The sequence below is a fragment of the Poseidonibacter antarcticus genome, from assembly GCF_003667345.1.
Taxonomy (GTDB): domain Bacteria; phylum Campylobacterota; class Campylobacteria; order Campylobacterales; family Arcobacteraceae; genus Poseidonibacter; species Poseidonibacter antarcticus.
The window spans coordinates 89,926-116,135 of record NZ_RCWF01000004.1 but is presented as its reverse complement, the minus strand read 5'-3'; the positions used below and the strand labels follow the sequence as shown (position 1 = coordinate 116,135).

The 26,210-nt window shown below is 27.2% G+C and carries 25 protein-coding genes; 16 read left to right on the top strand and 9 right to left on the bottom strand.

Going from position 1 to position 26,210, the window contains the following annotated elements; genetic code table 11:
• Window positions 1-16 precede the first annotated feature (16 nt).
• From D9T19_RS06840 to cobA, 5 genes are all read right to left on the bottom strand, one after another.
• Window positions 17-763, bottom strand: coding sequence for an amino acid ABC transporter ATP-binding protein (locus tag D9T19_RS06840; RefSeq protein WP_121627484.1), 747 nt, complete (start codon window positions 761-763; stop codon window positions 17-19).
• Between the two features lie 20 nt (window positions 764-783).
• Complete coding sequence (locus D9T19_RS06835; protein WP_121627483.1) at window positions 784-1,863, bottom strand: amino acid ABC transporter permease; 1,080 nt, start codon at window positions 1,861-1,863, stop codon at window positions 784-786.
• Between the two features lies 1 nt (window position 1,864).
• Window positions 1,865-3,049, bottom strand: a complete 1,185-nt coding sequence (locus D9T19_RS06830; protein WP_121627482.1) for an amino acid ABC transporter permease — start codon at window positions 3,047-3,049, stop codon at window positions 1,865-1,867.
• Between the two features lie 77 nt (window positions 3,050-3,126).
• Complete coding sequence (locus D9T19_RS06825) at window positions 3,127-4,143, bottom strand: amino acid ABC transporter substrate-binding protein (RefSeq protein ID WP_121627481.1); 1,017 nt, start codon at window positions 4,141-4,143, stop codon at window positions 3,127-3,129.
• 131 nt (window positions 4,144-4,274) lie between these two features.
• Window positions 4,275-5,006, bottom strand: coding sequence for a uroporphyrinogen-III C-methyltransferase (gene cobA / locus D9T19_RS06820; RefSeq protein WP_121627480.1), 732 nt, complete (start codon window positions 5,004-5,006; stop codon window positions 4,275-4,277).
• 198 nt (window positions 5,007-5,204) lie between these two features.
• On the opposite strand from cobA, the gene D9T19_RS06815 reads away from it, so the two are divergent.
• Window positions 5,205-6,122 (top strand): glycosyl transferase, encoded by a 918-nt coding sequence (locus D9T19_RS06815; protein WP_121627479.1) that lies wholly within the window; start codon window positions 5,205-5,207, stop codon window positions 6,120-6,122.
• 59 nt (window positions 6,123-6,181) lie between these two features.
• Window positions 6,182-7,153, top strand: a complete 972-nt coding sequence (moaA, locus tag D9T19_RS06810; RefSeq protein WP_121627478.1) for a GTP 3',8-cyclase MoaA — start codon at window positions 6,182-6,184, stop codon at window positions 7,151-7,153.
• Window positions 7,154-7,175: 22 nt separating this feature from the next.
• Here moaA and D9T19_RS06805 read toward each other — a convergent pair whose 3' ends face one another.
• Entirely contained in the window at window positions 7,176-7,823 is a 648-nt protein-coding gene (locus tag D9T19_RS06805) for a hypothetical protein (RefSeq protein ID WP_121627477.1), read from the bottom strand.
• Between the two features lie 143 nt (window positions 7,824-7,966).
• On the opposite strand from D9T19_RS06805, the gene rpsO reads away from it, so the two are divergent.
• From rpsO to D9T19_RS06765, 8 genes are all read left to right on the top strand, one after another.
• The gene (gene rpsO, locus D9T19_RS06800; protein WP_121627476.1) at window positions 7,967-8,239 is read left to right on the top strand and encodes a 30S ribosomal protein S15; all 273 of its coding nucleotides are present in this window, start codon (window positions 7,967-7,969) and stop codon (window positions 8,237-8,239) included.
• A 156-nt stretch (window positions 8,240-8,395) separates the two neighbouring features.
• Window positions 8,396-8,797 carry an RrF2 family transcriptional regulator gene (locus D9T19_RS06795; protein WP_121627475.1) on the top strand — a complete coding sequence of 134 codons (402 nt, stop codon included), beginning with the start codon at window positions 8,396-8,398 and terminating at the stop codon, window positions 8,795-8,797.
• Window positions 8,794-9,855, top strand: coding sequence for a DHH family phosphoesterase (locus D9T19_RS06790; RefSeq protein WP_121627474.1), 1,062 nt, complete (start codon window positions 8,794-8,796; stop codon window positions 9,853-9,855). Before D9T19_RS06795 ends, D9T19_RS06790 begins: the two co-directional genes overlap by 4 nt.
• 107 nt (window positions 9,856-9,962) lie before the next feature.
• A complete protein-coding gene (locus D9T19_RS06785) occupies window positions 9,963-10,397 on the top strand; it encodes an ATP-dependent zinc protease family protein (RefSeq protein WP_121627473.1) in 435 nt (144 codons plus the stop codon).
• On the top strand, window positions 10,394-11,320 hold the full coding sequence (rimK, locus tag D9T19_RS06780) for a 30S ribosomal protein S6--L-glutamate ligase (RefSeq protein ID WP_121627472.1): 927 nt from the start codon (window positions 10,394-10,396) through the stop codon (window positions 11,318-11,320). The genes D9T19_RS06785 and rimK overlap by 4 nt, the downstream gene beginning before the upstream one ends.
• Window positions 11,310-12,365, top strand: a complete 1,056-nt coding sequence (locus D9T19_RS06775; protein ID WP_228197979.1) for a succinylglutamate desuccinylase/aspartoacylase family protein — start codon at window positions 11,310-11,312, stop codon at window positions 12,363-12,365. Before rimK ends, D9T19_RS06775 begins: the two co-directional genes overlap by 11 nt.
• 156 nt (window positions 12,366-12,521) lie before the next feature.
• On the top strand, window positions 12,522-13,883 hold the full coding sequence (locus tag D9T19_RS06770) for a c-type cytochrome (RefSeq protein WP_121627471.1): 1,362 nt from the start codon (window positions 12,522-12,524) through the stop codon (window positions 13,881-13,883).
• Window positions 13,883-15,076 (top strand): hypothetical protein, encoded by a 1,194-nt coding sequence (locus tag D9T19_RS06765; RefSeq protein ID WP_121627470.1) that lies wholly within the window; start codon window positions 13,883-13,885, stop codon window positions 15,074-15,076. Before D9T19_RS06770 ends, D9T19_RS06765 begins: the two co-directional genes overlap by 1 nt.
• A 33-nt stretch (window positions 15,077-15,109) precedes the next feature.
• On the opposite strand, the gene D9T19_RS06760 is transcribed toward D9T19_RS06765, so the two are convergent.
• Window positions 15,110-15,772: a response regulator transcription factor gene (locus tag D9T19_RS06760; protein WP_121627469.1), complete on the bottom strand. Its 663-nt coding sequence runs from the start codon at window positions 15,770-15,772 to the stop codon at window positions 15,110-15,112.
• A gap of 103 nt (window positions 15,773-15,875) precedes the next feature.
• On the opposite strand from D9T19_RS06760, the gene D9T19_RS06755 reads away from it, so the two are divergent.
• The gene (locus tag D9T19_RS06755) at window positions 15,876-16,430 is read left to right on the top strand and encodes a GNAT family N-acetyltransferase (RefSeq protein WP_121627468.1); all 555 of its coding nucleotides are present in this window, start codon (window positions 15,876-15,878) and stop codon (window positions 16,428-16,430) included.
• A 13-nt stretch (window positions 16,431-16,443) separates the two neighbouring features.
• Here the strand turns inward: D9T19_RS06755 and D9T19_RS06750 are convergent, their stop codons facing one another.
• Complete coding sequence (locus tag D9T19_RS06750) at window positions 16,444-17,799, bottom strand: mechanosensitive ion channel domain-containing protein (protein WP_121627467.1); 1,356 nt, start codon at window positions 17,797-17,799, stop codon at window positions 16,444-16,446.
• 12 nt (window positions 17,800-17,811) lie between these two features.
• A complete protein-coding gene (locus D9T19_RS06745; protein WP_121627466.1) occupies window positions 17,812-18,783 on the bottom strand; it encodes a zinc transporter ZntB in 972 nt (323 codons plus the stop codon).
• Between the two features lie 134 nt (window positions 18,784-18,917).
• Between D9T19_RS06745 and D9T19_RS06740 the strand changes: the two genes are divergently transcribed.
• The 5 genes from D9T19_RS06740 (at window position 18,918) to D9T19_RS06720 (ending at window position 25,812) form a co-directional block, all read left to right on the top strand.
• A complete protein-coding gene (locus tag D9T19_RS06740) occupies window positions 18,918-20,747 on the top strand; it encodes a mechanosensitive ion channel family protein (RefSeq protein WP_121627465.1) in 1,830 nt (609 codons plus the stop codon).
• 109 nt (window positions 20,748-20,856) lie between these two features.
• On the top strand, window positions 20,857-22,026 hold the full coding sequence (locus D9T19_RS06735) for a nucleotide sugar dehydrogenase (protein ID WP_121627464.1): 1,170 nt from the start codon (window positions 20,857-20,859) through the stop codon (window positions 22,024-22,026).
• Between the two features lie 10 nt (window positions 22,027-22,036).
• On the top strand, window positions 22,037-23,086 hold the full coding sequence (locus D9T19_RS06730) for an NAD-dependent epimerase (protein ID WP_121627463.1): 1,050 nt from the start codon (window positions 22,037-22,039) through the stop codon (window positions 23,084-23,086).
• A complete protein-coding gene (locus tag D9T19_RS06725; RefSeq protein ID WP_121627462.1) occupies window positions 23,087-24,325 on the top strand; it encodes a flippase in 1,239 nt (412 codons plus the stop codon).
• On the top strand, window positions 24,322-25,812 hold the full coding sequence (locus D9T19_RS06720; RefSeq protein ID WP_121627461.1) for a hypothetical protein: 1,491 nt from the start codon (window positions 24,322-24,324) through the stop codon (window positions 25,810-25,812). The genes D9T19_RS06725 and D9T19_RS06720 overlap by 4 nt, the downstream gene beginning before the upstream one ends.
• Window positions 25,813-26,210 lie beyond the last annotated feature (398 nt).

The following is a 26,210-nucleotide window of genomic DNA, read 5'->3' as shown; positions in this document are numbered from 1 at the left end:
GACTCAAGTTAGTATTTTAATGGTCTAATATTTGTTCTAAGAACATTTTTAATCTATCTGATTGTGGATTATCAAAGAATTCATGAGGAGTATTTTCTTCAATTATTTGACCTGCATCCATAAAAATTACTCTATCTGCTACTTTTTTTGCAAATCCCATTTCATGTGTTACACAAACCATTGTAATTCCATCATCAGCTAGTTCGGTCATAACATCTAGTACTTCACCAATCATTTCAGGGTCAAGTGCAGCTGTTGGTTCATCAAATAGCATAATATCAGGGTTTGAACATAAACATCTAGCAATTGCCACACGTTGTTGTTGTCCTCCTGATAATTGATTTGGATATTTATCAGCTTGATCTGCAATTTTTACTCGTTCTAAATAATGCATTGCAGTTTTAATAGCTTCTTTTCTTGGCATCTTTGAAACCCAAGTAGGAGCTAATATCAAATTTTCTAAAATTGAAAGATGAGGAAAAAGATTAAAATGTTGGAATACCATTCCAACATGCTTTCTTACTTCTCTAATTCTTTTAACATCTTCAGTTAGTTCTAAACCATTAATCATGATTTGACCTTCTTGAAAAGGTTCAAGTCTATTCATACATCTAATTGTTGTAGATTTTCCAGATCCAGATGGTCCACAAATTACAACTCTCTCACCTTTTTTTACTTTTAAATTAATATCTTTAAGTACATGAAAATCACCGTACCATTTATTAACTTCGTTCATTTCTATTATATATTCTAATTCACTCATAATTTTTCCTATCTTCTTTACTATTTGTGATTTGTATTAAATTTATCTTCAATTGATTTAGCGTATCTTGACATACTAAAACAAATTATCCAATATATCATTGTTACAAAAACATAACCTTCTGTTTCAAATCCTAACCAGTCTGTATCACTATTGGTTAATGTAACCATTGCTAATACATCGAATAATCCAATAATTAAAATTAAAGTCGTATCTTTAAATAGTGAAATAAATGAACCAACTATATTTGGAATTGATATTTTAAGTGCTTGTGGAAGAACAATTAATCCCATTGATTGCCAATAACTCAAGCCCATTGCATCAGCAGCTTCATATTGACCTTTAGGAATAGCTTGTAGTCCACCTCTTACAACTTCTGCTATATATGCAGCTTGAAATAATGTAATACCAATTAATGCTCTTAATAATTTATCAAAATCCATTCCCTCTGGAAAAAATAGTGGTAAAATTACTGAAGACATAAATAGTAAGGTAATTAAAGGTACACCTCTAATAAATTCTATATAAATAACAGATATTGTTTTAATAATTGGCATATTAGATTGTCTACCTAATGCAAATAAAATCCCTATTGGAAATGATGCAATAATACCAACTGATGCTACAATAATAGTAAGAAGTAATCCTCCCCATTTTTCTGTTTCAACAACTTCTAATCCTAATCCACCTGATACTAAAGTATATGTGATAATAGGAAAAGATATAAGAATAAATACTTTTACTTTAATATTATGAACTTTTTTAAATATTATAATATAAACTGCAAAAATTACTAATGCTAAGTTTGGTCTCCAATATAACTCTTCAGGATAGAAACCATAAATAAATTGATTGAATTTTTCAATAATAAAAATCCATCTAGCACCATCTTTTGTAATCTCTTCTTTTGTCCCACTCCAAGTTGCATCAAAAATCAACCAATCCAATAATGGAGGAATAGTTACATAAAGAAGATATACAGAAAGTATTGTTAATATTGAACTAAGAATTGAAGAGAATAAATTCTCTTTAGCCCAATGAATCAATCCTTTTGTTCCTAAAGGAGCTGGTTTAGCTTCTAATTTTTCATAAATTGCCATCTTATCGCTCCTTTATTTGCATTCTAGAATTTATGTAATTCATCAATATGGAGATGAGAATACTTAATGTTAAATAAACAGCCATTGTCATTAAAATAATTTCTACTGCTTGACCAACTTGATTTAGTGAAGTTCCTGAAAAAACTGTTACTAACTCAGGATATCCTATTGCAGTTGCAAGTGAGGAGTTTTTTATTAAGTTAAGATATTGGTTAATTACAGGAGGAATAATAACTCTAAGTGCTTGTGGTAATACTACTTTTTTCAAAATTGTACTATCTTTTAATCCTAAAGCACTAGCAGCTTCTTTTTGACCTTGAGGTACTGCTTCAATACCAGCACGAACTGCTTCTGCGATATATGTTGCAGTATAGATACTAAGTGCAAAAGCAAGTGCTAGAAGTTCAGGAATTAAAGTCCATCCACCATTAAAGTTAAATCCTTTGAATACTGAATATTCTAATGTAGCAGGAGTGCCACTTAAAAAGAATACTAAAGTTGGAGCACTTATTAAAATACCAATAGAAACCCAAAATAAAGGAAAATCTTGACCTGTTTCATCATGTCTTTTATCAGCCCATTTTTTTAGATATATTACAGAAACTATTGCAATTATAAATGCAATTATAACAGCTGTAAATCCACTTTCTAATATAGGTCTTGGAATATAAAGTCCACGATTATTAAAGAAAATAGAATCAAAAAATGAGATACTTTGTTTAGGACTTGGTAGTGAGGCTAATACAACATTATACCAAAATAGAATTTGTAATAAAATTGGAATATTTCTAAAAGTTTCTACATAAACTAAAGATAATTTAGAAACCATAAAGTTTTTTGATAGTCTTCCAACACCAACTAAAAGTCCAATTATTGTTGCAAATATAATACCAATCACAGAAACTAAAATTGTATTTAAAAGTCCTACAATAAATACTTTTCCATGTGTATCAGATTCGTCATAAGGAATTAGTGATTGTAAGATTCCAAAACCAGCTTCGCTATTTAAAAAATCGAATCCTGTATTAATCCCACGTTTTTCAATATTTATAAACATATTATTTATTACAAAATATGTTAATAAGAAGATAAGTACTAATGCTAGTACTTGATAGATAATTGCCCTGTTTTCGGGATTGTTATAAAATGCAACCTGCGGTTGAGGGGTTTTCTTGTATTTTTTCATTTCTTTGCCTTATCATTAAAAAAGGGGAATTTAAATTCCCCTTTTTTGTATTAGATGAATATTATATAAAATACTTATTATCTAATTGGTGCTCCATATTGAAGACCACCTTGATTCCAAAGTTTATTTAAACCTCTATCAATTTTAAGTGGAGAACCTTTTCCTACATTTCTATCAAATGATTCACCGTAGTTACCAACATTTTTTATAATGTTATATGCCCATTTAGCGTCTAATCCTAAGTTTTTACCAGCTTCACCAGATTCACCTAGTAATCTTTGGATATTAGGGTTTTTACTATTTTTCATAGTATCAACATTTGCTTGAGTAATACCCATTTCTTCTGCATTTAACATTGCAATATGTGTCCATTTAACAATATTAAACCATTTGTCATCACCTTGTCTAACAACAGGTCCTAAAGGTTCTTTTGAAATAATTTCAGGAAGTACTTTTACTGTACTTGGATCTTTTACTTTTAATACTAGTCCATATAATTGAGAAGCATCTGAAGTTACAACATCACAACGACCTGATTTAAATCCTTCAATTGTTTGTCCAGATGTATCATAAGTAATTGGTTTATATGTCATTTTATTAGCTTTGAAATAATCAGTTAAGTTTAATTCAGTTGTTGTTCCTGCTTGAATACAAACTGTTGCACCGTCAAGCTCTAATGCTGAATCTACACCAATTTTTGTAGAAATAAGGAAACCTTGCCCATCATAATAATTTACACCTGCAAAGTTTAAACCTAAAGATGTATCTCTAGTATTAGTCCAAGTAGTAGATCTTGATAGCATATCAATTTCACCACTTTGAAGAGCTGTAAATCTTTCTTTTGCAGTTAAAGGAACATATTTTACTTTTGAAGCATCACCAAAAACAGCAGATGCAACAGCTTTACACATATCAACATCTATCCCTTTCCATTGACCACTAGAATCAGTAGCAGAGAAACCTGCAATACCAGTTGAAACACCACAACTAAGCGTACCTTTACTTTTGATTGAATCTAATGTATCTGCTGATGCAAGACTTGAAGATAAAGCTATAGCAACTACAGATAATGACGCAGTTTTTAAAAATTTCATTTTTTAATCCTTTTTTTTTGTCTGTAATAATTGTATAGCCTAATTGTAGCAATTGCATAGCAAAGTTGTTTAAAATTTAAACAATTTGAATATTTATGAAACTAATAGATAATTTATATGCAATTTAAGAACTAATATGTCCACTTTATTTTTTCTCTTAATTTAACAACTTCTCCTACAACTATAATTGCAGGTGTTGGCATATTTAAAGAGTCTTCAACAATATTTTCTAAAGTTGAAACTACAACTTCTTGGTCAGGTGTTGAGCCTTTTGATATTACAGCACAGGGATAATCTCTTCTTTTACCATGTTCCATTAAATTTTTAGTAATAAGTCCAATATTATGAAAGCCCATTAAAAAAACTAATGTTTCATCATTTAAAAAACTTTCCCATTCTATTTGAGATATTTTTTTATTTGGTGATTCATGACCTGTTACTACTCTAAATGATGTTGTAACACCTCTATGTGTTACTGGAATTCCAGCATAAGCAGGTACAGAAATAGCAGATGTAATACCTGGGATTATTTCAAATTTTATTCCCTTATTAAAAAGAAAAATTGCTTCTTCACCACCACGACCAAATACAAAAGGATCACCACCTTTTAGTCTTACAACTTTTTCATGTTTAAGTGCTGCTTGATAAATAAGTTCATTTATTTGATCTTGTGGAACAGAATGCTTACCTTTTTGTTTTCCTACATAAATTAATTCACAATCCTTTTTTGCTGTTTCTAATATTTTTGGATTTGCTAATCTATCATATATGATAATATCAGCTTGAGTAATCATTCTTGCAGCTTTTACTGTCATTAAATCAATTGCTCCAGGACCTGCTCCTGTTAAATATACTTTTCCCATTTTTTTATATCCTTATATAAATATTTCTTTTTTATTAAATGTAATTAAATTCTATTTTTTTAAAAGTATTGTATCTAAATCAATAACTCCATGGTTTAAGTATAGGTAAAAAAACTCTACTTTATAATTGTTTTTTTAAGCAACTCTATAATATGCTTGCACAAAATTATTAAATTAAATAAGAATAAGGTATTTATAATGAATTTTAAAAAATATATAAAAGCAGTAGGAACAGGTCCTAAAGGAAATAGAGAATTAGAAGAAGATGAAGTAATTGATGCAGTCGAATCTATTTTAGAAAATAAAGTTACACAAAGCCAAATGGGTGCATTTTTAATTGGATGGAGAACTAAACTTGAAACAAATCCTGAATTAATAGCATGTGTAAAAGCACTTAAAAAATATATGAAATTTACAAAAGTAGAAAACTCAATAGAACTAGGTTATTCATTTGATGGAAGAACAAACAATCCATTTTTATTTCCTTTATATGAAAATATATTAAAAGAGTTTCATAAAAATAATAAAGATATAAAAGAATTACACTTAGTAATATCAGGTGATTTATTACAACCTGCAAAAAATGGTTTAACTACAAAACAAGTATTTGAAGCATTGGATATAAAAGAGTATGTTCATTTCTTCAATAGAGCAGAGTACTTAAAAGAATTAAGTGATATTACACCTTTAAGACATGAGTTAGGTTTAAGAACTGTTTTTAATACAGTTGAGAAATTACTAAATCCAGCTTCAAGTGAATATGGAGTTACAACAGCATTTCATAAACCTTATGTACAAAAATACCTAGCAATATTTAAAAAGTATTACAAAGAAGTTTTAGTAGTAAAAGCTAGTGAAGGAAGTCCTGAAGTATTTAAAAATGGTAAATATTGGAAAGAAGTAAATGGCGAAATAGTTGAATTTCCTTTTGATTTAAAAGATTTTGGAATCTCTTATGATAAAACTTATGAAAATATTACATTAGAAGAAGCCTTGGAAATTGTTAAAAATCCTGATGAAGAGATTTTAAAACTTGCTAAATTTAATATTGCATTATATTTAGTTTTTGCACAAAGAGTTGATAGCTTAGAAGAAGCGTGGAAAAGGTTAAATTAATTTGACCTTTTTAAGTTAAATTATATTACTCTTGTAAGTTAAGAAGATAAGGAAAAAATATGTTAATAGATGGATATGGTAGAAAACATGATTATTTAAGAGTATCAGTTACAGAGCGATGTAATTTTAGATGTCAGTATTGTATGCCTGAAAAACCTTTTTCATGGGTCCCAAAAGAAAACTTACTTTCATACGAAGATTTATTTAAATTTATAAAAGCATCAATAGATGAAGGTATTAAAAAAGTTAGAATAACAGGTGGTGAACCATTATTAAGAGAAGGTTTAGACACTTTTCTTAAAATGATTTTTGACTATAAAAATGATATAGATTTAGCTTTAACAACAAATGCATTTTTACTTCCAAATGCAGCACAAAAGTTAAAAGATGCAGGGCTAAAACGAATAAATATTTCATTAGATAGTATGAGAGCTGATGTAGCTGCAAAAATCGCTCAAAAAAATGTTTTACCAACAGTATTAAAAGGTATTCAAGCAGCCGATGATGCAGGTTTAAAAATCAAAATAAACTGTGTTCCAATAAAAGGAATAAATGACCAAGACATTGTTGAGGTTTTAGATTTTTGTAAAGAACGTGGTTATATTATTAGATTTATTGAATTTATGGAAAATCATCATGCAAAAGAGGGTGCTAAGGGTTTAAATTCTGATGAAATGAAAGAAATTATTTCAAGAAAATATAAAATTGTTAAAACAATACCAAGAGATACAAGCTCACCTGCACAATATTATGAATTAGAAGATGGTTACCAATTTGGTATTATAGAACCTCATAAAGACGACTTTTGTTCGGCTTGTAATAGAATAAGACTTACAGCAGAAGGTTACTTGATTCCTTGTTTATATTTTGAAGATGCAATGAGTATTAAGGATGCAGTAAGAAATGATAATATAGATGAAGCAGTTGCAATTTTGAAAAAAGTGCTAGCTGGTAAACCTGAAAAAAATAAATGGTCTGTAAAAGATGATAATGAAGTTTCAAGTAGAGCATTTTATGAAACAGGTGGATGATAGACAATAATAGATTAAGTATTTAACAATACTTATCTATTAATGATGGAGTTTTACTTTCTTCATTATTTTGTTCTTTTTCAAAGACTTTGATTTTTGACCTTAAAAGTAGTTCTTGATGTGTTAGAGGTACAAGATTTAAGTCATTATATCTATCCTCTTCTCTACGTTTAAAATTACTTTGTATATTTGTTTTATTAATTCTTTGGTCAATTTTAAACTCTTTTAAAAATAGATGTTTTTCTAATAAATATGTAATAGCATAAATCTCATTTTCATCTATTTGTATATGGTTCTGTTCATTATTATTAGATTTCATCCAATAAAGAGTAGTTATAATATCATGTGTTATATGATTAATAATATTTAAATTTTTTGCATAATCTATTGTTTTGTATTCATTAACATTTATCCATCTATCTTTTAATGTTGATGCATTTTCATTAAAATTATCTTTATTATCAATTACAATATATAGATTTTTAATACCAAACTTTTCTATTCTTCTTTGAATATTTATAATTACAGCATTCCAAATAGCAAATAAGCAGTATTCATATTCCTCATTTTCTATTAATTCATTGGCTTCTTTTAAAGAGTAGTTTTCAAATTCACTTAAATTATAAATTTTATTATTAGGATTTTTTAATAATTCAGGTAAATTAAACATAAATATCCTTTTCTTTTTTTTAGATTAAATAGTATAGCATGATTTTACAAATAGTTAAAGCTTGATTAAAGTTAATTTATATATAATACGCGACCACTTTATAAATATAAAGTGAAATTACATATACCTATTAGGAGGTCAACATGGCTTTAGATCAGGACTTAAAAAAAGAAATAGTTGCACAATACGCAAAAAAAGACGGTGATACAGGTTCAGCACAAGTACAAATTGCTTTATTAACTAAACAAATTTCAGTATTAACTGAACACTTAAAAGTTTTTAAACAAGATCACTCTTCAAGACGTGGACTTTTAAAAATGGTTGGAAAAAGAAAAAGACTTTTAAAATATTTAAGAAGAACTGACTTTGCAGGATTTACTGAATTAGTTGCTTCATTAGGAATTAGAGCTAAATAATTTTAGTTTTTTAAATTTCTTTAAAAAAGGTTTACAGCTTAGCTGTAAGCCTTTTTTTTTAGCCAAAATATTAAATTTTACAATTAATCCTTCAAAATAACAAACCTTAATAATATTTCAAGTAAAATATAAAGAATAAAATATGTCAGGATATAAATGTTATTAACAAAAAAGAGTGAATATGCACTTCTTTCTTTGATTTCAATTGCAAAAAGCACTGAACCAATGAACGTAGATGTATTATCAAAAGAATTAAATATATCAAAATCATTTTTAGCGAAAATTATGCAAAATTTAGCAAAACACGAAATAGTAGTATCTCATAGGGGTGTTAATGGTGGATTTGCTTTAAAAAAGTCTTATGACCAGATAACAATTTTAGAGATTACAACAGCAGCAGAAGAAAAAATACCTTCAGTTTTTGAGTGTTCGCCTTCAGTGAATGATTGTCCAAGTCAAGTAGGAATGTTATGTACTATTTGGCCTTTACTAAATAATTTACAGTTAAAAATCAATGGATTTTTAGAAGATCTTACATTAAAAGATATTGCTTCATGATTCTTTTTCATATTTCGCATACAGATTTAGATGGATATGGATGTCAGCTAATTACAAAAGAGATGCTTTCTAAAGAATTATTTAGAAAAGGTTTTTTTTATAATGCAAATTATGGTGTAGAAGTTAAATTAACTATTAAAAAAGTTTTAAATCAGATTGAAGATTTTAAAGATGATGAAATATTTCTTTTAATCTCTGATTTAAATTTAACTACACAAGAATCAAAAGATTTAGATAAAAATATAAATGAACTAAATGCAAATGGTTTTAATATAAAATTTCAAGTATTAGATCATCATGCAACAGGGCAAAAAAGTGCAGATATATATGATTGGTATTATTTAGATATAAATAGATGTGCAAGTAAAATTGTATATGATTATATGTGTGAAGAATTTGATGCTTTTACTGCTGAAGAAAAAGAGTGCTTATCTCCTTTAGTAGATACTATTAATGCTGTTGATATTTGGCTTGACCATGAAATAAAAAACTTTGAATTTGGAAAAGTTTTATTAATGATGGTTTCAAAAGCAAGAGAAGTGAATAATATATTATTTGCAGATTTAAATAGAGAATATAGAATTTATTTATTAAAAGAGTCTATTAAATATATAGATGAAAGAAATGGAAATATATTACTAGATAACGCACTTCATTCAATGAAAAAAGAGTTTTTAAAATTGGATAAAAAAGATGATACTTTAGATAATTTATCTGCTAAGTATCTTGTAAAATCACTTGCTGATGTAAAAGATAAACTTACAGTTACATTCAAAGGTCATAAAGGTCTTTTAACATATTGCTTAGGTGGAATTTCTATTCCTGCTAATGCTTTTTTGAAAGCAAATCCTGATTTTGATTTCTTTATAGATATTGGACGAAAAGGAAATGCTAGCTTTAGAGCTGATGGGAAAGTTGATGTTTCTCAAATGGCTGCAAAAATAGCAAAAGGCGGAGGACATATTAATGCTTCTGGTGGAAAATTTGATGATTTCAAAGAAACTATTAACTATAACGATGTAAAAACTTACGTACAAGGAAAATTAGATAAAATCTAATTTTTCTCTACTTTAAACCCCTTAAACTCTCAAAAAACTTTCTTATTTTATTTTGTATATAAAAGATAAATACTGTGATATAATTATCATAAAATTAAAGATGAAAGATGAAAAACAAAAAAATAATTGGTAGAAGAGAAATTATTTCTATTTTGGATTTAGATTTATATGATTTAGATGCAAAAGTAGACACAGGAGCAGATTCTAATGCTTTACATTGTGATAACATTGTAATTGAAAATGATATGGTTCATTTTTCTTTATTAGATGAGGTTCATGACTCTTATCATGGAAAAAGAATTTCTCTTCCTTTATATAAAGTAAAGAGAGTGAAAAGTTCAAATGGTGAGATAGAACTTAGACCTTCAATAAAAGTTCAAGTTGAATTTATGCAAGAAAGATATACAAGTATTATATCTTTAACCAATAGGTCTGATATGAAGTTTCCTATGTTGATAGGAAGACGATTTTTAGCAAATAGATTTTTGGTTGATGTATCTAAAGAATACATGAGTAAAGAAATAAAAGAGGAAATAAAATGATTGTATATATATTATCAAGAAATGAGAACTTATACTCAACAGCAAGATTAATAGAAGCAGCAAAAGCAAAAAATTGGGATGTAAAAGTTATTGATTATCTAAAATGTACAATTGAAATTATGAAAGGTGAATTAGTTATTAATTACCTTGGAAAAGTATTACCAACTCCTGATGCAATTATTCCTAGAATTGGTGCTAGTAGAACATTTTATGGAACTGCAATGGTTCGACATTTTGAAATGATGGATGTATTTAGTACAGCTGGAAATCTTGCAATTGCTAGAAGTAGAGATAAACTAAGAAGTTTACAAGTTTTATCAAAAAATGATGTAGATATGCCAAAAACTGTTTTTGCATCAAATAAATCAAGTGCAAAAGATGTTATTGCCTTAAGTGGTGGCGCACCTTTGGTTTTAAAAATACTAGAAGGTACACAAGGTGTTGGAGTAGTATTAGTTGATAGTGAAAAAGCAGCAAAATCTGTACTTGATGCATTTTATGGAATGGATGTAAATTTACTTGTTCAAGAGTTTATAGAAGAAGCAGGTGGAGCTGATATTAGAGCTTTAGTTGTTGGTGGTGAAGTTGTAGGAGCTATGAAAAGACAAGGTGCTGAGGGTGATTTTAGATCAAATCTTCATCAAGGTGGAAGTGCAACTTCATATAAATTAAATAGAAAAGAAAAATCAACAGCCTTAGCAGCTGCAAAAGCTATGGGACTTGGTGTTTGTGGTGTTGATATGATTCCATCATCAAGAGGACCACTTGTAATGGAAGTAAATTCATCTCCTGGATTAGAAGGAATTGAAAAATCAACACAATTAGATATTGCTGGAAAAATTATGGATTATATTGAAAAAAATGTAACTCCAGCAGACCCTAATAAAAAAAGAAGAATAAAAAGAGACAATATTGGAGCATAAAAATTCAAAAGTAGAGTTTGCAGGTACAGAAATATTAAGAGGAACAAATGTTACTATTAATCTAGAACTACCTAAACTCTATCACTCTCCTATGGATTTACCAATTAGAGTAATAAGAGGGAAAAAAGACGGTCCTACTATTTTTATTAGTGCTGCTATTCATGGTGATGAACTTAATGGTATTGAGATTATTAGAAGATTTAGAAAACTAAGTATTTTAAAAAGACTAAAAGGTACTGTTGTACTTATTCCTATTGTTAATATCTATGGAGTGATGACACTATCACGATATATGCCAGATAGAAGAGATTTAAATAGATCTTTTCCAGGGACAAAAAAAGGTTCATTAGCAAGTAGGGTTGCAAAAGTATTTTTTGATGAAATCGTTTCTAAATGTGATTTTGGATTAGACTTACATACAGCATCAATTCATAAGTCAAACTTACCACAAATTAGAACAAATCTTGATAATAAATTTACTTATAATCTAGCAAAAATATTTGAAGCGCCAGTTGTTTTACACTCTGAATTAAGAGATGGCTCATTAAGAGCAGAAGCTCAAGAAAAAGAGATACCTGTACTTTTATATGAAGCAGGTGAAGCACTAAGATTTGATGAAACATCTATTAGAATTGGTGTAAAAGGTATTGTTAATATCTTACGAGAATTAGATATGTTACCTATTGTAAATAGAAAAAGAAAATACAAAATCCCAATAGTTGCAAGAAGTAGCCAATGGATTAGATCTACAGAAAGTGGAATCATAAGAACAATAAAAGCCTTAGGTGACATTGTAAAAGAAGATGAAATCATAGCTTATGTAGATGAACCATTAGGTGATGAAAGCTTTGAAATAAAAGCTACATTTGATGGTGTAATTATTGGAAAATCTGAAATACCACTAATTCAAGAAGGTGATGCAATTTTCCATATTGCAAAACTAAAAGATTTAGAAAGAGCTGAAGATAAAATGGAATATTTCAATGAAGACGCTATTGAAGTTAGTGAATTTTCTGAATTAAAAAAAGAAGAAATAATAGAATAAAACTAAAAAATAACGAAACTTATGATTATTTCATAAGTTTCTCTTTCCTACCTCCCCTAACTATCATAAAATTAACACAGTAGCAATACTATAGCATTTCGGTTTTGCTCATTTTTTTAAGCAAAATACCAAATAAATATATAAAAGGAGAAAAGGATGGAACAAATTGGAATGTTTCCACTTTTTTATTTCCCTGAAATAGGCTCTGCTTGGATTATGGGAATAACAGGTACTATCCACATTTTGGCATCACATACCTCAGTTGGTGCAGCTTTGCTTTTTGCTTTCTTAGCACATAAGGCTTATAAAGAAGATCGACCTGAACTTTATGAATATATGAAAAAATACGGTATGTTTTTACTTATTTTTTCTTATGTTATTGGTTCAATTACAGGTCCTGGAATCTGGTTTACAGCAACAGCTGCAAGCCCTAGAGGTATTAGTGCTTTAATTCACAACTTTGTGTGGGTTTGGGCAACGGAATGGGTGTTTTTTGTATTTGAAGTAGTAGGTGTATTTGCACTTGTTTACTTTATAAATAAAATAGATAGAAAAACTCATCTTAAACTTACCTATGCATTTGCATTAGCTTCCCTTGGTACACTATTTATGATTATTGGAATCATAAGTTTTATGATGTGGCCTGGAAACGATGCTTTTTATCAAACAGGTTCAGTTAGTGATGCTTTCTTTGGTCTTACTACCTTCCCTCACTTATTCTTAAGAGTTGGATTTATGATTATGATGTCTGGTGTTATTGGACTTATAATTGCTTCTGCTTTAAGTGATAAAGAGTTAAAAAATGAACTTATAAGAAAAATGGGAATCGTAAGTTTTATAGGTGGATTTATTACCTTAGTCTGTTTTATGTGGTACATGACAACAATTCCTGAAAATGCGAAAATATTATTAAGTATTTATATGCCTCAAATTATAAATATGAAAATAATTTTAGTAGTAGTATTCTCTATATATTTTGCAATTGCAATTTTAAAACCAAATTGGATTAATAGACCTTTTGCAGTTGTAATGTTATTTGTAATTGCTATTTTTGGATTATGGCCTGGAGAAAAATTAAGAGAAAGTATTAGAAAACCTTTCGTTGTTGGTCAATATGTTTATAGTAATCAAATTATGGGTAGAGATGTTCCAGGAAAAAATATCAAAAATGAAGTTGATATTGTTGCTAAACATGGTTTATTAAATGTAAATGTTTGGGTTCCTGATAGATTAAAAACAATTACACCTGAAAATAAATTAGAAGTTGGACAACTTCTTACTAAACTTTCTTGTTCAAATTGTCACTCTTTAGAAGCAACTGGTAAATATAGACCATTATTAGAAAAATTTGTTGGACAAGATAAAGAAATGATTAAATCATTTATGAAGTATTCACTAGCAACTGGCGCAATTCCTTATATGCCAAAAATTGATCTACCTGATGAAGAGTTTGATGCAATGGCAGCATGGATTGAATCACAACTACCAAAACTAGAACAACTACAAAAGGAAAAATAATGGATGCAGAAACTTTAAACCTTCTTAGAGATCCAGCGGGACTTCCATTTTATCCTGTTGTTTTTCAAGGATTATATATATTAACATGGGCTTTACATGCTTTATTTGTATTTTTAGCATTGGGAAGTATGGGTTTATCACTTTATGGTGGTACTAAACAAAAAACAGATGAAAACTGGAGAATTTTAACTTCACATTTATTACAAACAGGAAAGATTAGTGTTTCTTTACTTATTGTTTTAGGTGTTGCTCCATTGTTATTTACACAAGTAATTTACGATCCAAACTGGTATACAGTAAATGCAATATCAGGAATTTGGGTTGTTACTTTTATTTATGCATTACTTGTAGGTTATAGTATGTATTATTGGTATTATTATGCAAATAAAAAACAAAGTTCATCAAGTAGTATTATTGGTATTATTTCATTTTTGTTTTTAATCTTTTGTGGATTGATTATGCATGTATTTTCAGTACAAGTAATACAACCTGATAAATGGATTGAATGGTATGCACCAAATGGTGTAGTTGATACATCTGGAACAACATTTCATCCTGAAACAATAAGATATTTATTTCTTATGTCACTTAGTATTCCTATTCTTGGTTTATTTTTACAAAATTATGGGGATTTCTTAAAAAGTAGTGAAAAATTTGATGAAAAGTTTATCTCATTTTCAAGAAATATTGGTACTAAAATAGCAAGTGTTGGTCTTGTAATATCTTTAGTATTATTTGCTTTTTGGGCAAATGATATAGATAAATTATTTGATATCTATTCAATTATTATTTATCTTTCTTTTATAGTATTAATAGCACTTTCAAGAACTCTTAAAAATAGTTATTTAACAACAGGAATATCTGTTATTTTAATACTTTTAATTTCAGGATTTAGAGAATACATCAGATACAATATTATGTTTGATTTTGGATATGATATTTATAATTATCCTGTAAATATAGAATGGTCATCTGTTACTATGTTTGTATTAACTTTTGTATCATTAGGTGGAGTTGGAGTATCTTTTATTGCTACTATGGCTTGGAAAGTTGGTAAAACAAAAGGTGTATTTGACGCATCAAAAGATAAAGCAGTTACACTTATGGCAAATATGCTTTTATGGATTTTATCTATATGGACTGTAGTATATTTTGCTTGGGGATTTTTTATATTATTTAAAAATAGCCTATAAAAAAAAGGAAGTTAAATACTTCCTTTTTTTATTTCAAATATTTATTTTATAACCATTTGTTCTATTTGAAACTATTATATCATTTCCAAGAGCTTGTCTTATTTTATGGATATGAAATCTTAGTGAACCATTTTTAGAACTAGTATTTGCAGGATAGACAGCATTTTCTAAATTTTCTGAAGATACAAAAACACCTCTGAATTTTAATAAATAATCCAAGATTTGTGAAGCTCTTTCTCCTAATATAATCTCTTTATTATCCAAAAAAATTCGTTTATTGAAAATCTCATATTCTATATTTTCTCTTAAAAGAATAGAATCAGAATAGATCTTGAACTGTCTTCTAATCAATGCTTTTACACGTAATAAAATTTCTTTATCATCTATACTTTGAAAAATACATTCATCACAACCATATATAAAAGAAGCTTTTGTAATATCTGGAATAGAAGCAATTACCATTTTCATTGTTATATCCTGATATTCATTTAATAGTTGAATTAATTGAAACTTCGGAAGTGATTTTTCATTTATATTTATTAGGTATAAATCATATAGATTATTATAAATACATTCTAAAAACTCATTATTACTATTACATATATCAACATAGAAATCATTATTTTTTAGAACTTTTATAATTTGAGAAATTGAATTATCACTACTTTTTAGAACTAAAACTTTTAATGCTTTCAATAATTTTCTCCAATTTTTACAATAAAACTTATTATAAAATAAAACTATTAATTATGTGTTAGTTAAATTAAGATACAATTTTAAAACCAAAAAAAGAGAGATTATGATAGTTCCAGCAAAAAAACAAGAAAATTTTATTATTGCTAATCTTATTATAAATGCAATTGGAAGTATTGCAAATGATATAACAGGTGAAGATAAAAAAGATGAGGTTCTAAAAGCACTAAATGAATATATTAATATGGATGTAAATAGATTTAGCCATAAAAATATCTATATTTATGAGTATGAAAATGAAATAGCAGGATTAATACTAGGATATGCGTCAAGTAGAGTAGATGAACTTGATAAACCTATTATAGATAATCTAGCTTCAAAAAATATATTTGTAGATTCTTTTGAAAAAAAGAGTTTTGATGATGAATTTTATATCAATACTGTAAGTGTTTTAGAAAAATACCAAGGTCGTGGATTTGCAAAAGAGTTATTTGCTTTTATAGAAAAAAAAGCTAAAGACTTAGGCTTTAAAAAAGTATCACTAATAGTTGCTTTAAAAAATGAAAAAGCACTAAAACTATATGAAAAAATAGGTTTCAAAAAGAATATTATCATTGAAGTATCAAAGCATAAATATCACCATATGATAAAAATGCTTTAAAAATTAGAATTATTTACGGTACTTTCTTTGATGCTTTTAGTTTTACCTGAGGGTTATTTGTATACTCTTTTAATAAAGATATAGAAATCTCTCCTCTTATTTTTGCTACAATCTTATAATTTACTTGATATGAAATAATCGCAATTATTCCTGTTTTTGTAGTATTTAAAGAGTAAGAAAGAGTATAGAGCAATTCAAACTTTTCAAATACAGCTTTTGTAATATCTTCAATAATCTCAAAATCATTATCTATATCAAAGTCAAACTCTATTAAGTCATTGATTATTCCATTCTTTTTTAAAGAATAGTTATAAAAAACCTTTGTAAATATATAGCTATTTGGAATATATATAGTCCTACCGACATTTTTAATCTCTTTTATATTTGTATAATCACACACTTCATTTAGTTTGATTTTAATCAAAGAAATATTTGTAATATCACCTATAGTATGTCTTGTTTCAAACTGAACCATAACTCTATCACCAACTCTAATCACATTTGAAAAGAATATATAAACTGCACCTGCAATATTTAATAAAATCTCTCTAATAGCAATAGTAAGTGCCGCTGCAATAATTCCTAAAAAAGTGATAATATAAAGAAAGTCATTTATATATCTTATTATTATAAAAATCAAAATTGACAATACAAATAAAAGCGCTATGATTTTTCTATAATTTTTTTCAAGCTCTTCATTTTTCTTATTTTTAAATAAATAAAAGAAAATAAATAATAAAAATTTATAAAGAATATAAGAAAATAAAATAATACTAAAAGTAATCAAATGCTTGATAAAAACTTCATTTTTATATTCTATATATTTCTTTTTTAAGTCATCTTTTGTTTCTAAAAGACTTTGATACATTTTTTCTATATTTTCACTATATTCATGAAAATACTCAAGCTGTTCTTGTAAAAGTAGTGTTTTTTTACTTTTGGGATTGAGTTTTACTTGTTGATCATAAGAGTCTTGAATATATAACATCGCAGAATAAAATTCTTTTTTCAAAGAATCGTACTTTTTAATCTTTTTTCTTAATTCTTCTAATGAAATATTAAATAAATAATCATAAATAGTAATATTAATAATTTCATATTTATGTGCTTTTAATAAATCATCAAAGCTATTCTTTTTTTCATAAAGAGTTAGTTTTGATTTATAAATATTTAATTTATTACTTAGTTCTTGTATTTTTTCTTGCTTATTTTTTTTCTTAACTATTTTAAGATCATCTTCTATTTTACTAATATTATTTAAAACAGTATTATAATTTTTGTAATTAGAATATGTTTTTAACCAAACATTACTAGTAGCAAAACTAATAGTATTTATAAAAAGTAGTAAAACTAAAATATATTTATTCATTTAAATCATTCATCATAACCATCTTTTCTTTTTGAATATATATATCTGTAATGCAACTATAACTATAAGAAATAATATAAATATATAAAAAGAAAAGCTATTCTCAGCTCCTGGTATTCCTCCTACATTTATTCCTAATAAACCTGTTAAAAACCCAAGTGGTAAAAAAATCGCAGAAATTATGGAAAGTACATACATTCTTTGATTTAATTGCTCACTTAAGTTATTTGATATTTCTTCTTGAATAAGAGATACCTTGTCTTTTATTGAATCAAGATCTTCAATATATTTAATCAATTTATGATTAATCTCTCTTAATTGTATTCTGTCGTGTTCAGTAATCCATGAAATCTTTTGATCATATAGTTTAAAAATCGCTTCTTTTTGAGGACTTAAATATCTTTTCAATGAAATTGATTCTCTTTTAATCTCTGAAATACTTGTTCGAAGCTTGGCAGAACTTGATTGGATACTAAGCTCTTCTAAATCTGAATAACGATCATCCATATCTAAAATATAATCTTCCATTCTATCTGTTAATCTATTTGTAAGTTCTATTAAAAATTCTGATGAATTTTTTGGACCTATACCTTGCTCAAAAAAAAGTAACATATCATTTACAGATAAAAGATCTCTTTTTTTTGTACTGATTATGATATTTTCATTTATATACAATCTAATAGAAATCATATCTTCAGGGTCGCTATTTGGATTTAGGTTTATACCTCTTAGGGCTAAAATAAGCGAATCTTTTAAAATCGTTGTTCTAGGTCTTGTAGTTTGTGATAAAAGAGCATCAACGGCAATTGGGTCAATATTGCTTTTATTTGTAATCCAATCAATACTTTGTTCTTGTGTATAATCAAAATGAACCCATAAAATACCCATACTAGGAGTATATTCATCTAGCTGTTCAAAGCTTATTTTTTTTGCACCACCATTACCATCAAAGATAATACCATGTGAAAAAGCATTTCCATTCATTATTTTTTTCCATTTTAATCATAATTTTTAAATAGATTTTATTCTTTATCTACTTAAAAAAACTTATTTTTTTAAAGATTCTTTTTAACAACAAATATAATATAATCAAATACATAATATAAGGAATATAAAAAATGAAATATTTAGTTTTATTTATCATAACAGTTAGTACATTGTTTTGTGCACAAATCGATACAAAGCTATATGATACAGCTCTTAATAGCACATATTTTAAAGAAATACTATTACAAATCAATGAAAGTGAAAAACAAAAAACAAAAAGTATAGAAATCACAAATGAACAAAAAGCGCATTTAAAAAGATTGGAAGAAGCATCAGAAAAAAAAATACAAATAGATGAGTTTAATCTAAGTTTATTAGAAAAACAAAAAGATTTGAAAAACTCTATTTTAAAAGCACTTTTTTATATCTCAGAAATTGAAGTAAAACAGATAAAACAAAACAAGCTTTTAAATGATATTCAAAACAAACTATTAGTTTTGAAAAAAAGAATAGAAAATATAATAGAACAAGATAAAGACTTTTTACTATCATACCAATTACAATATGCATATTATAAAATCCAAAAAACAAATATCGAAACTAGAGTAGAGTTATTTGCATCTAATAAAAATATAGTATTAAATAAGGTAATAGAAAAATTAGAAATATTAGAAAAACAAGAAACACTAGAAAATAATAAAAGCACAAAAAATCAAAATGATATAGAAAAAATCGATGAAAATATAAAAAAACTAATCCAACAAAAAGTTGGCTATGAAATAGAACTAGAAAAAGAAATCATAAGTGAAAATGATAAAAATACAGAAGTACTAAAAAAAGAGATATCAAAAACACAAAAGCTATTAGAAAATGCTTATTTAGAAAAAGTGATTTTCTTAAATGAAGAGTTATTAGATACCTTGATAAGCAAAGATAGCCAAGAGTTTTTAAAACTATATGATGAAATAGATTCTTTATTGGTTAATCTTGATAGTGAATTAGCAGAAGTTTATTTTGAGCAAAATAATATAATCAAAAATATATCAAAAAAAGTATTTGGTAATACAAAAGTATTTATTAACAAATCCCTATTTGATAGTAAAAATTATATCAAAGACCTAAAAGAGTATTTTACCTCTACACTTTTTGTGTTTAACGAACAAGCAATAAGCTTTCTAAGTATCACAAAAGCACTGTTTTTGATAATAATAGGCTTTTTATTTGGGATATTTTATAAAAGATGGATATATAAAATCTCAACAAGATGGCCGAATATGAGCCAAATGTCATTGAAATTAACTGCAAACGTAGGATACTATCTAATAATTCTAATCACAATAATGGTTTCAATGAGTAGCCTAGGTATTGATATGTCATCTATTTCTTTAATAGCAGGAGCTTTATCTATTGGTATTGGATTTGGACTTCAAACTGTTGTATCAAATTTGATAGCAGGAATTATTCTAATGTTTGAGAGAACAATTAGAATAGGGGACATAATCGAAATAAGTGATTTACTAAAAGGAACAGTAACAGATATAAGAATAAGATCAACAACTATAAAAACATTTGATAATATAGATATAGTAATCCCAAATTCATCATTTATCCAAAACAATGTAATAAACTGGACACTAGATGACTCAACAAGAAGACTTCATATAGCTTTTGGAGTAGCTTATGGAACTAAGATTGAACGAGTAAAAGAGATTATTCTTTTAGAACTTGAAAACAGTGATTTAGTTTATCTAAGAAATGTAAAAGATAAATCACCAGATATAAGACTTGAAAATATGAATACAAGTAGTGTGGATTTTGAGCTACTAGTTTGGGTAAAAGCAAATGATAAGTTTAAAGCAAATTCATTAAAATCAGACTTTTTAACATTGATTTATAATTCACTGTATAAATACGAAATAGAAATACCCTTTCCTCAACTTGATTTACATATGAAGAAATAATCTTTTCATTAACTTTGAAGATTTATTAGGATAAAATGCGCTTCAAAAATCTGAAAATAGGTATTAAAACCAGAAAAATTAGTTTGGATAATAAATTAAAAGGAAATAAATGAAAATAGCAATAGCAGGAACTGGATATGTAGGACTTTCAAATGGTGTCCTACTTTCTCAAAATAATGAAGTTGTGGCATTAGATATTATTCCTTCTAAAGTAGAAATGTTAAATAAAAAAATATCTCCAATCGAAGATAAAGAGATTAGTGAGTATTTACTAAGAGATGATCTAAATTTTAGAGCAACTTTGGATAAAAAAGAAGCATATACAAATGCAGACTTTATAATTATCTCAACTCCTACTGATTATGATCCTAAAACAAACTATTTTAATACCAAATCAATAGAATATGTAATAGCAGACGTACTAGAAATAAATCCAAATACTACAATGGTAATAAAATCAACAGTACCTGTAGGATATACAAAAGAGATTAATAAAAAATTTAATACAGAAAATATAATATTTTCACCAGAATTTTTAAGAGAAGGAAAGGCATTGTTTGATAACTTGTATCCTTCTAGAATAATAGTAGGAGAACAAAGTGAACGTGCTAAAACTTTTGCAAACTTACTTAAAAATGGTGCAAAAAAGACAGATATAGATGTACTATTTACTAACTCAACTGAAGCAGAAGCTATAAAGCTATTTTCAAATACATACCTAGCTATGAGAGTTGCGTATTTTAATGAATTAGATTCTTATGCAGAAGCTCATGAGCTAAACTCAAAACAAATTATTGATGGAGTTGGATTAGATCCAAGAATTGGAAATCACTATAACAATCCTAGTTTTGGATATGGTGGTTACTGTTTACCAAAAGATACAAAACAACTACTAGCAAACTATAAAAATGTACCATCAAATATGATAGAAGCTATTGTAAATGCAAATAGAACTAGAAAAGATTTTATAGCAGATAGTATAATGAAAAGAAACCCCAAAATAGTAGGTATATATAGACTAGTGATGAAAGAAGGAAGTGATAACTTTAGAAGTTCTGCTATTCAAGGTATTATGAAAAGAATAAAAGCAAAAGGTATTGCTGTGATTATCTATGAACCAGCACTAAAAGAAAATGACTTTTTTAATTCAAAAGTGATTAAAAATCTAGATGATTTTAAAAATATTTGTGATGTAGTAGTTGCAAATAGACTTTCAAATGATATAAAAGATATTGAAGATAGAGTATATACAAGAGATATCTTCAATAGTGATAGTTAGGAAATAGTTAATGAAAATATTAGTAACAGGAACAGCTGGATTTATAGGTTTTCACTTGGCACGCAAACTTCTTGAACGTGGTGATGAGGTAATAGGAATAGATAATATAAATGACTATTATGATGTAAATCTAAAATATGGAAGACTTAAAGAGTTAGGTATATCAAAAGATGAAATAAAAGACAATACTAAAATAGTTTCTAAAACATATAAAAAGCATAGCTTCTATAAAATAGACCTAGCAGACAAAGAAGCTATGGAAAAACTTTTTGAAATAGAAAAATTTGATGCAGTTTGTAATCTAGCAGCACAAGCAGGAGTTAGATATTCACTAGAAAATCCACATGCTTATATACAAAGTAATATAGTAGGATTTTTAAATATCTTAGAAGGATGTAGAAATACAAATATAAAAAACCTAGCATTTGCATCAAGTAGCTCAGTATATGGACTAAACGAATCTCAACCTTTTAAAACTACTGATAAAACAGAACACCAAGTAAGCCTCTATGCAGCAACAAAAAAATCAAATGAAATGATGGCACATACTTATGCTCATCTTTATGGTATACATGTGACAGGATTGAGATTTTTCACTGTTTATGGACCATGGGGCAGACCTGATATGGCTCCTATGCTTTTTACAGATGCAATACTTCATGATAGAGCTATAAAAGTATTTAACAATGGAAAAATGAGTAGAGATTTTACCTATATAGATGATATAGTAGATGGAGTAATAAAAGTAATAGATAAACCATCTCAAACAAACAAACAATGGAACGCAAAAGATCCAGAGATATCTAGTTCTAGTGCACCATATAAAATCTACAACATAGGAAACAATGCACCACTTCCTCTTATGACTTTCATAGAAACAATAGAAAATGCACTTGGTAAAAAAGCAGAAAAAAACTATATGCCTATGCAAGATGGTGATGTAGTGAGTACTTATGCAGATGTAAGTGGACTAATAGAAGACTTCGGATATAAACCTGATACAGATTTAAAAGATGGGATTGAGCAGTTTGTGACTTGGTATAAAGATTTTTATAAATAAATGATAAAAAAAATAAAATCTAAATTCAAATCAGAAGAGAACAAAAGGTTATTGTCAAATTTTTTTTCACTTCTTAGCTTACAAGGACTTAATTATATCTTACCGCTTTTAACTATGCCGTACCTCTTTAAAGTACTAGGTGCAGAAAAATATGGTTTAGTCGCATTTGCGGTTGCAACTATATTCTTCTTAGATAAATTTGTTGAGTATGGTTATAATCTTTCAGCTACAAGAGAAGTTGCACTTAATCATAAAAATAAAGAAAAACTAAGTGAAATATACAGCACTGTTATTAGTGTAAAACTTATTTTGACATTGGTTTCTTTTATGATACTTTCACTCCTTATTTTAACTATTGAAAAATTTACTAATGAATGGCTATTATTTTATTTGACTTTTTTAATAGTCATCGGTAATGCAATTTTTCCAATTTGGTTTTTTCAAGGAATTGAAGAGATGAAGTATATTAGTTACTTTAATATCTCTGCAAAACTTTTTTTTACCGCAGGAATTTTTGTTTTTGTAAAGTCTAGTGAAGATTATATTTATCAACCACTGCTCAATGGGTTAGGTTTTATACTCGTGGGTCTTTACTCTTTATACTTCATCAGAAAAAAGTATGACATAAGATTTACAGTTCAACCTATCATAAATATAAAAAACTCACTTACAAGTAGTTGGAATCTTTTTGTAAGTGATTTTATACCAAACCTTTACAATAATTTCTCAACATTTTTACTAGGTTTTGTAACAACGATGGATAATGTAGGTTATTTTGCATTAGCAAATCAAATAGTAAGTGTATTTAATAATGTAATAACAATAATACGAAATGTAACTTTCCCATACCTAAATAAAGATTATTCAAAATTTGAAAAAATAGCACAACTAACTATCTTTGCAGGTTTAAGTATGAGTTTAATAATTTTTTTAACATCCTATTGGGTAGTTCCTTTTGTGTTTGGAGAAAAAGCTTATGAAAGTTTAGTTTATATTTATATTTTGGCATTGAGTCCATTTTTTATATCTATAAGCTACACTTTTGGATCAAATAAAATGGTTGTATTAAAATATGATAAAGAGTATAGAAAGACAATTGTAAAAGTATCAATACTAGGATTTTTAACTTCTATTTTATTGATACCATTGTATGGAGCATATGGAGCAGCACTTACTATCGTTATAACACGATTTTTTTTAGGAACGATGATATATAAACAAAGCAGGAAACTAAAATGATAAATATATACAAAAAGAATACAAAAGAATTAATACTTGCCTCTGACCTAGCAGGAGAATTTCCTCTTTATCTTTATATAAGTGATGATAAAAAGACTTTGCTTTATGGTGACTCAATTGTAGAACTTTTAGATGATGAACGAGTGATAAAACCATTGAAAATCTCAGATAAAGGAATCTCTTTTTTACTTCAAAGTGGGGTGGTACCTCCTCCTTATACTGCTTATGAAAATATATTTATCGTAGGAATCGGCGATACTGCTCTAATCAAAATAGTAGATAAGAAGATAGAGATAGAGTTTTCTCATGAGTTTCCTTTTATGAATGAAAATCGTCTCAAAAAAGAAGAAATGACTCCTGATGTAGATACTATACTCAAACTCATAGCAGATGCTACAATAGAGCGAATAGACCCTTCAAAACCAACTTTTCTATTCCATAGTGCAGGAAAAGATAGCAATACTATTGCTTTGGCGTTAGCAGAAGCAGGTTATCAGGATAAAGTCACACTCATCACTCACAAGTCAAAAGGTAAAGCAGACGAAAGTGAGATATCAAAATCTATAGCAAAACAGTTGGGCTTCAAACATAAGATACTTTATGAAGTAGATGCGCTAGAAGATAAACACAAAATTGCTATAGATGAGTACTTTACAAATACTCCATTTCCTTGTGTAGATAATGTGACTTTGGCTTATCCACTTTATGCTACACAAATACCTGAGCTAAGAGGTGCAAATATCATAGATGGTATGGGAAATGATTCTCATATGGCGAGGGATGTAAGTAGAAGAGAGAAGTTTTTTATTCCAGTTTCAAAAATTACAAGTAAATTGTCTTTTTTGAAAAATTATATTTCTTCTGAATCTGTTTTATTGCCACTATTAAAGACACCTGCTGAATGGTGTGGTCCAAGTGGATTAAGTTACTATGACAGTAAAGAGATTTTTTCAAAAAGTATAAATTGTTTTTATTATTGGGATAATGTATCAAAACAAAGAAAAAATTGGAATATTTATGATTTTAAAAATGATATGGCAAATCCAAAATCAACAGAAATGTTTACAAGAAAAGTTAGAAATTTTGCAAATTCTATAAATACAAATTTGGTTTTACCTTTTACTAATGAAAAAGTAGCAAGCTATTTCGCAAAGATGCCAGAAGAGTATCTTTTCGATAGAAAACTATTAAAAAATAAACTTATACTAAGAGATATTTTAAAAGATAAGATAGGTTTAGATAGTGATGCTATAGGTAAGATGGTTTTTTCGTATGATTCTAGAAGTATTGTACTTCAAAATTGGCAAAGCATAACACAAGAGATATTTTCATGTACTCTTTGGGATAATGAAGGGATAAAAAAAGTGGTCAATAGAATGAAAAAATCTATGAACGATAAACATAGAAAAGGAAGAGTGTCTGCTTCACATATTTATCGATTATATTTAATAGCTGGTTGGCATAATAAAAATAGGTTTACAAACTAAATATGTCATTAATATTAATAAAGACAAATACTGTAATACCATTACTTTTAGTAACATGTATTATATTATTTCCAACATATTATTTTGGAAATACAGCTAAAGAAGGTCAGAAGATACTCTTTGTAATGTTTCCTTTACTGTTAGTTAGTATATTATTAGTTTTGATGTATTTAAAAAAAGCTAAGATTCTTTATGATAATTTATTTTTAATTTTTTGTTTTGTTGGAACTTTACAATTTTTTACAATTATTTCTAAATTTTCTTTTATGGAAATAAGTTTTATTATCAATCATTTTCGAATCATTGCTTATGGATTTGTATATCTAGTAGTATATAACATTGCAATTAACTTAAATATGACCTTAGATAGATTAAGGTTAGTATATTACTTTATAGGA

What these genes read in the sequence shown, in the direction of transcription:
- D9T19_RS06825 (WP_121627481.1), bottom strand. Translation starts at nt 4,143, where the DNA reads ATGAAATTTTTAAAAACTGCGTCATTATCTGTAGTTGCTATAGCTTTA.
- D9T19_RS06835 (WP_121627483.1), bottom strand. Translation starts at nt 1,863, where the DNA reads ATGGCAATTTATGAAAAATTAGAAGCTAAACCAGCTCCTTTAGGAACA.
- D9T19_RS06750 (WP_121627467.1), bottom strand. Translation starts at nt 17,799, where the DNA reads ATGAATAAATATATTTTAGTTTTACTACTTTTTATAAATACTATTAGT.
- D9T19_RS06720 (WP_121627461.1), top strand. Translation starts at nt 24,322, where the DNA reads ATGATAAATATATACAAAAAGAATACAAAAGAATTAATACTTGCCTCT.
- D9T19_RS06745 (WP_121627466.1), bottom strand. Translation starts at nt 18,783, where the DNA reads ATGAATGGAAATGCTTTTTCACATGGTATTATCTTTGATGGTAATGGT.
- rimK (WP_121627472.1), top strand. Translation starts at nt 10,394, where the DNA reads ATGATTGTATATATATTATCAAGAAATGAGAACTTATACTCAACAGCA.
- D9T19_RS06765 (WP_121627470.1), top strand. Translation starts at nt 13,883, where the DNA reads ATGGATGCAGAAACTTTAAACCTTCTTAGAGATCCAGCGGGACTTCCA.
- rpsO (WP_121627476.1), top strand. Translation starts at nt 7,967, where the DNA reads ATGGCTTTAGATCAGGACTTAAAAAAAGAAATAGTTGCACAATACGCA.
- D9T19_RS06735 (WP_121627464.1), top strand. Translation starts at nt 20,857, where the DNA reads ATGAAAATAGCAATAGCAGGAACTGGATATGTAGGACTTTCAAATGGT.
- D9T19_RS06740 (WP_121627465.1), top strand. Translation starts at nt 18,918, where the DNA reads ATGAAATATTTAGTTTTATTTATCATAACAGTTAGTACATTGTTTTGT.
- D9T19_RS06815 (WP_121627479.1), top strand. Translation starts at nt 5,205, where the DNA reads ATGAATTTTAAAAAATATATAAAAGCAGTAGGAACAGGTCCTAAAGGA.
- D9T19_RS06840 (WP_121627484.1), bottom strand. Translation starts at nt 763, where the DNA reads ATGAGTGAATTAGAATATATAATAGAAATGAACGAAGTTAATAAATGG.
- D9T19_RS06795 (WP_121627475.1), top strand. Translation starts at nt 8,396, where the DNA reads ATGTTATTAACAAAAAAGAGTGAATATGCACTTCTTTCTTTGATTTCA.
- D9T19_RS06755 (WP_121627468.1), top strand. Translation starts at nt 15,876, where the DNA reads ATGATAGTTCCAGCAAAAAAACAAGAAAATTTTATTATTGCTAATCTT.
- D9T19_RS06785 (WP_121627473.1), top strand. Translation starts at nt 9,963, where the DNA reads ATGAAAAACAAAAAAATAATTGGTAGAAGAGAAATTATTTCTATTTTG.
- D9T19_RS06770 (WP_121627471.1), top strand. Translation starts at nt 12,522, where the DNA reads ATGGAACAAATTGGAATGTTTCCACTTTTTTATTTCCCTGAAATAGGC.
- D9T19_RS06730 (WP_121627463.1), top strand. Translation starts at nt 22,037, where the DNA reads ATGAAAATATTAGTAACAGGAACAGCTGGATTTATAGGTTTTCACTTG.
- D9T19_RS06725 (WP_121627462.1), top strand. Translation starts at nt 23,087, where the DNA reads ATGATAAAAAAAATAAAATCTAAATTCAAATCAGAAGAGAACAAAAGG.
- D9T19_RS06830 (WP_121627482.1), bottom strand. Translation starts at nt 3,049, where the DNA reads ATGAAAAAATACAAGAAAACCCCTCAACCGCAGGTTGCATTTTATAAC.
- D9T19_RS06805 (WP_121627477.1), bottom strand. Translation starts at nt 7,823, where the DNA reads ATGTTTAATTTACCTGAATTATTAAAAAATCCTAATAATAAAATTTAT.
- moaA (WP_121627478.1), top strand. Translation starts at nt 6,182, where the DNA reads ATGTTAATAGATGGATATGGTAGAAAACATGATTATTTAAGAGTATCA.
- cobA (WP_121627480.1), bottom strand. Translation starts at nt 5,006, where the DNA reads ATGGGAAAAGTATATTTAACAGGAGCAGGTCCTGGAGCAATTGATTTA.
- D9T19_RS06790 (WP_121627474.1), top strand. Translation starts at nt 8,794, where the DNA reads ATGATTCTTTTTCATATTTCGCATACAGATTTAGATGGATATGGATGT.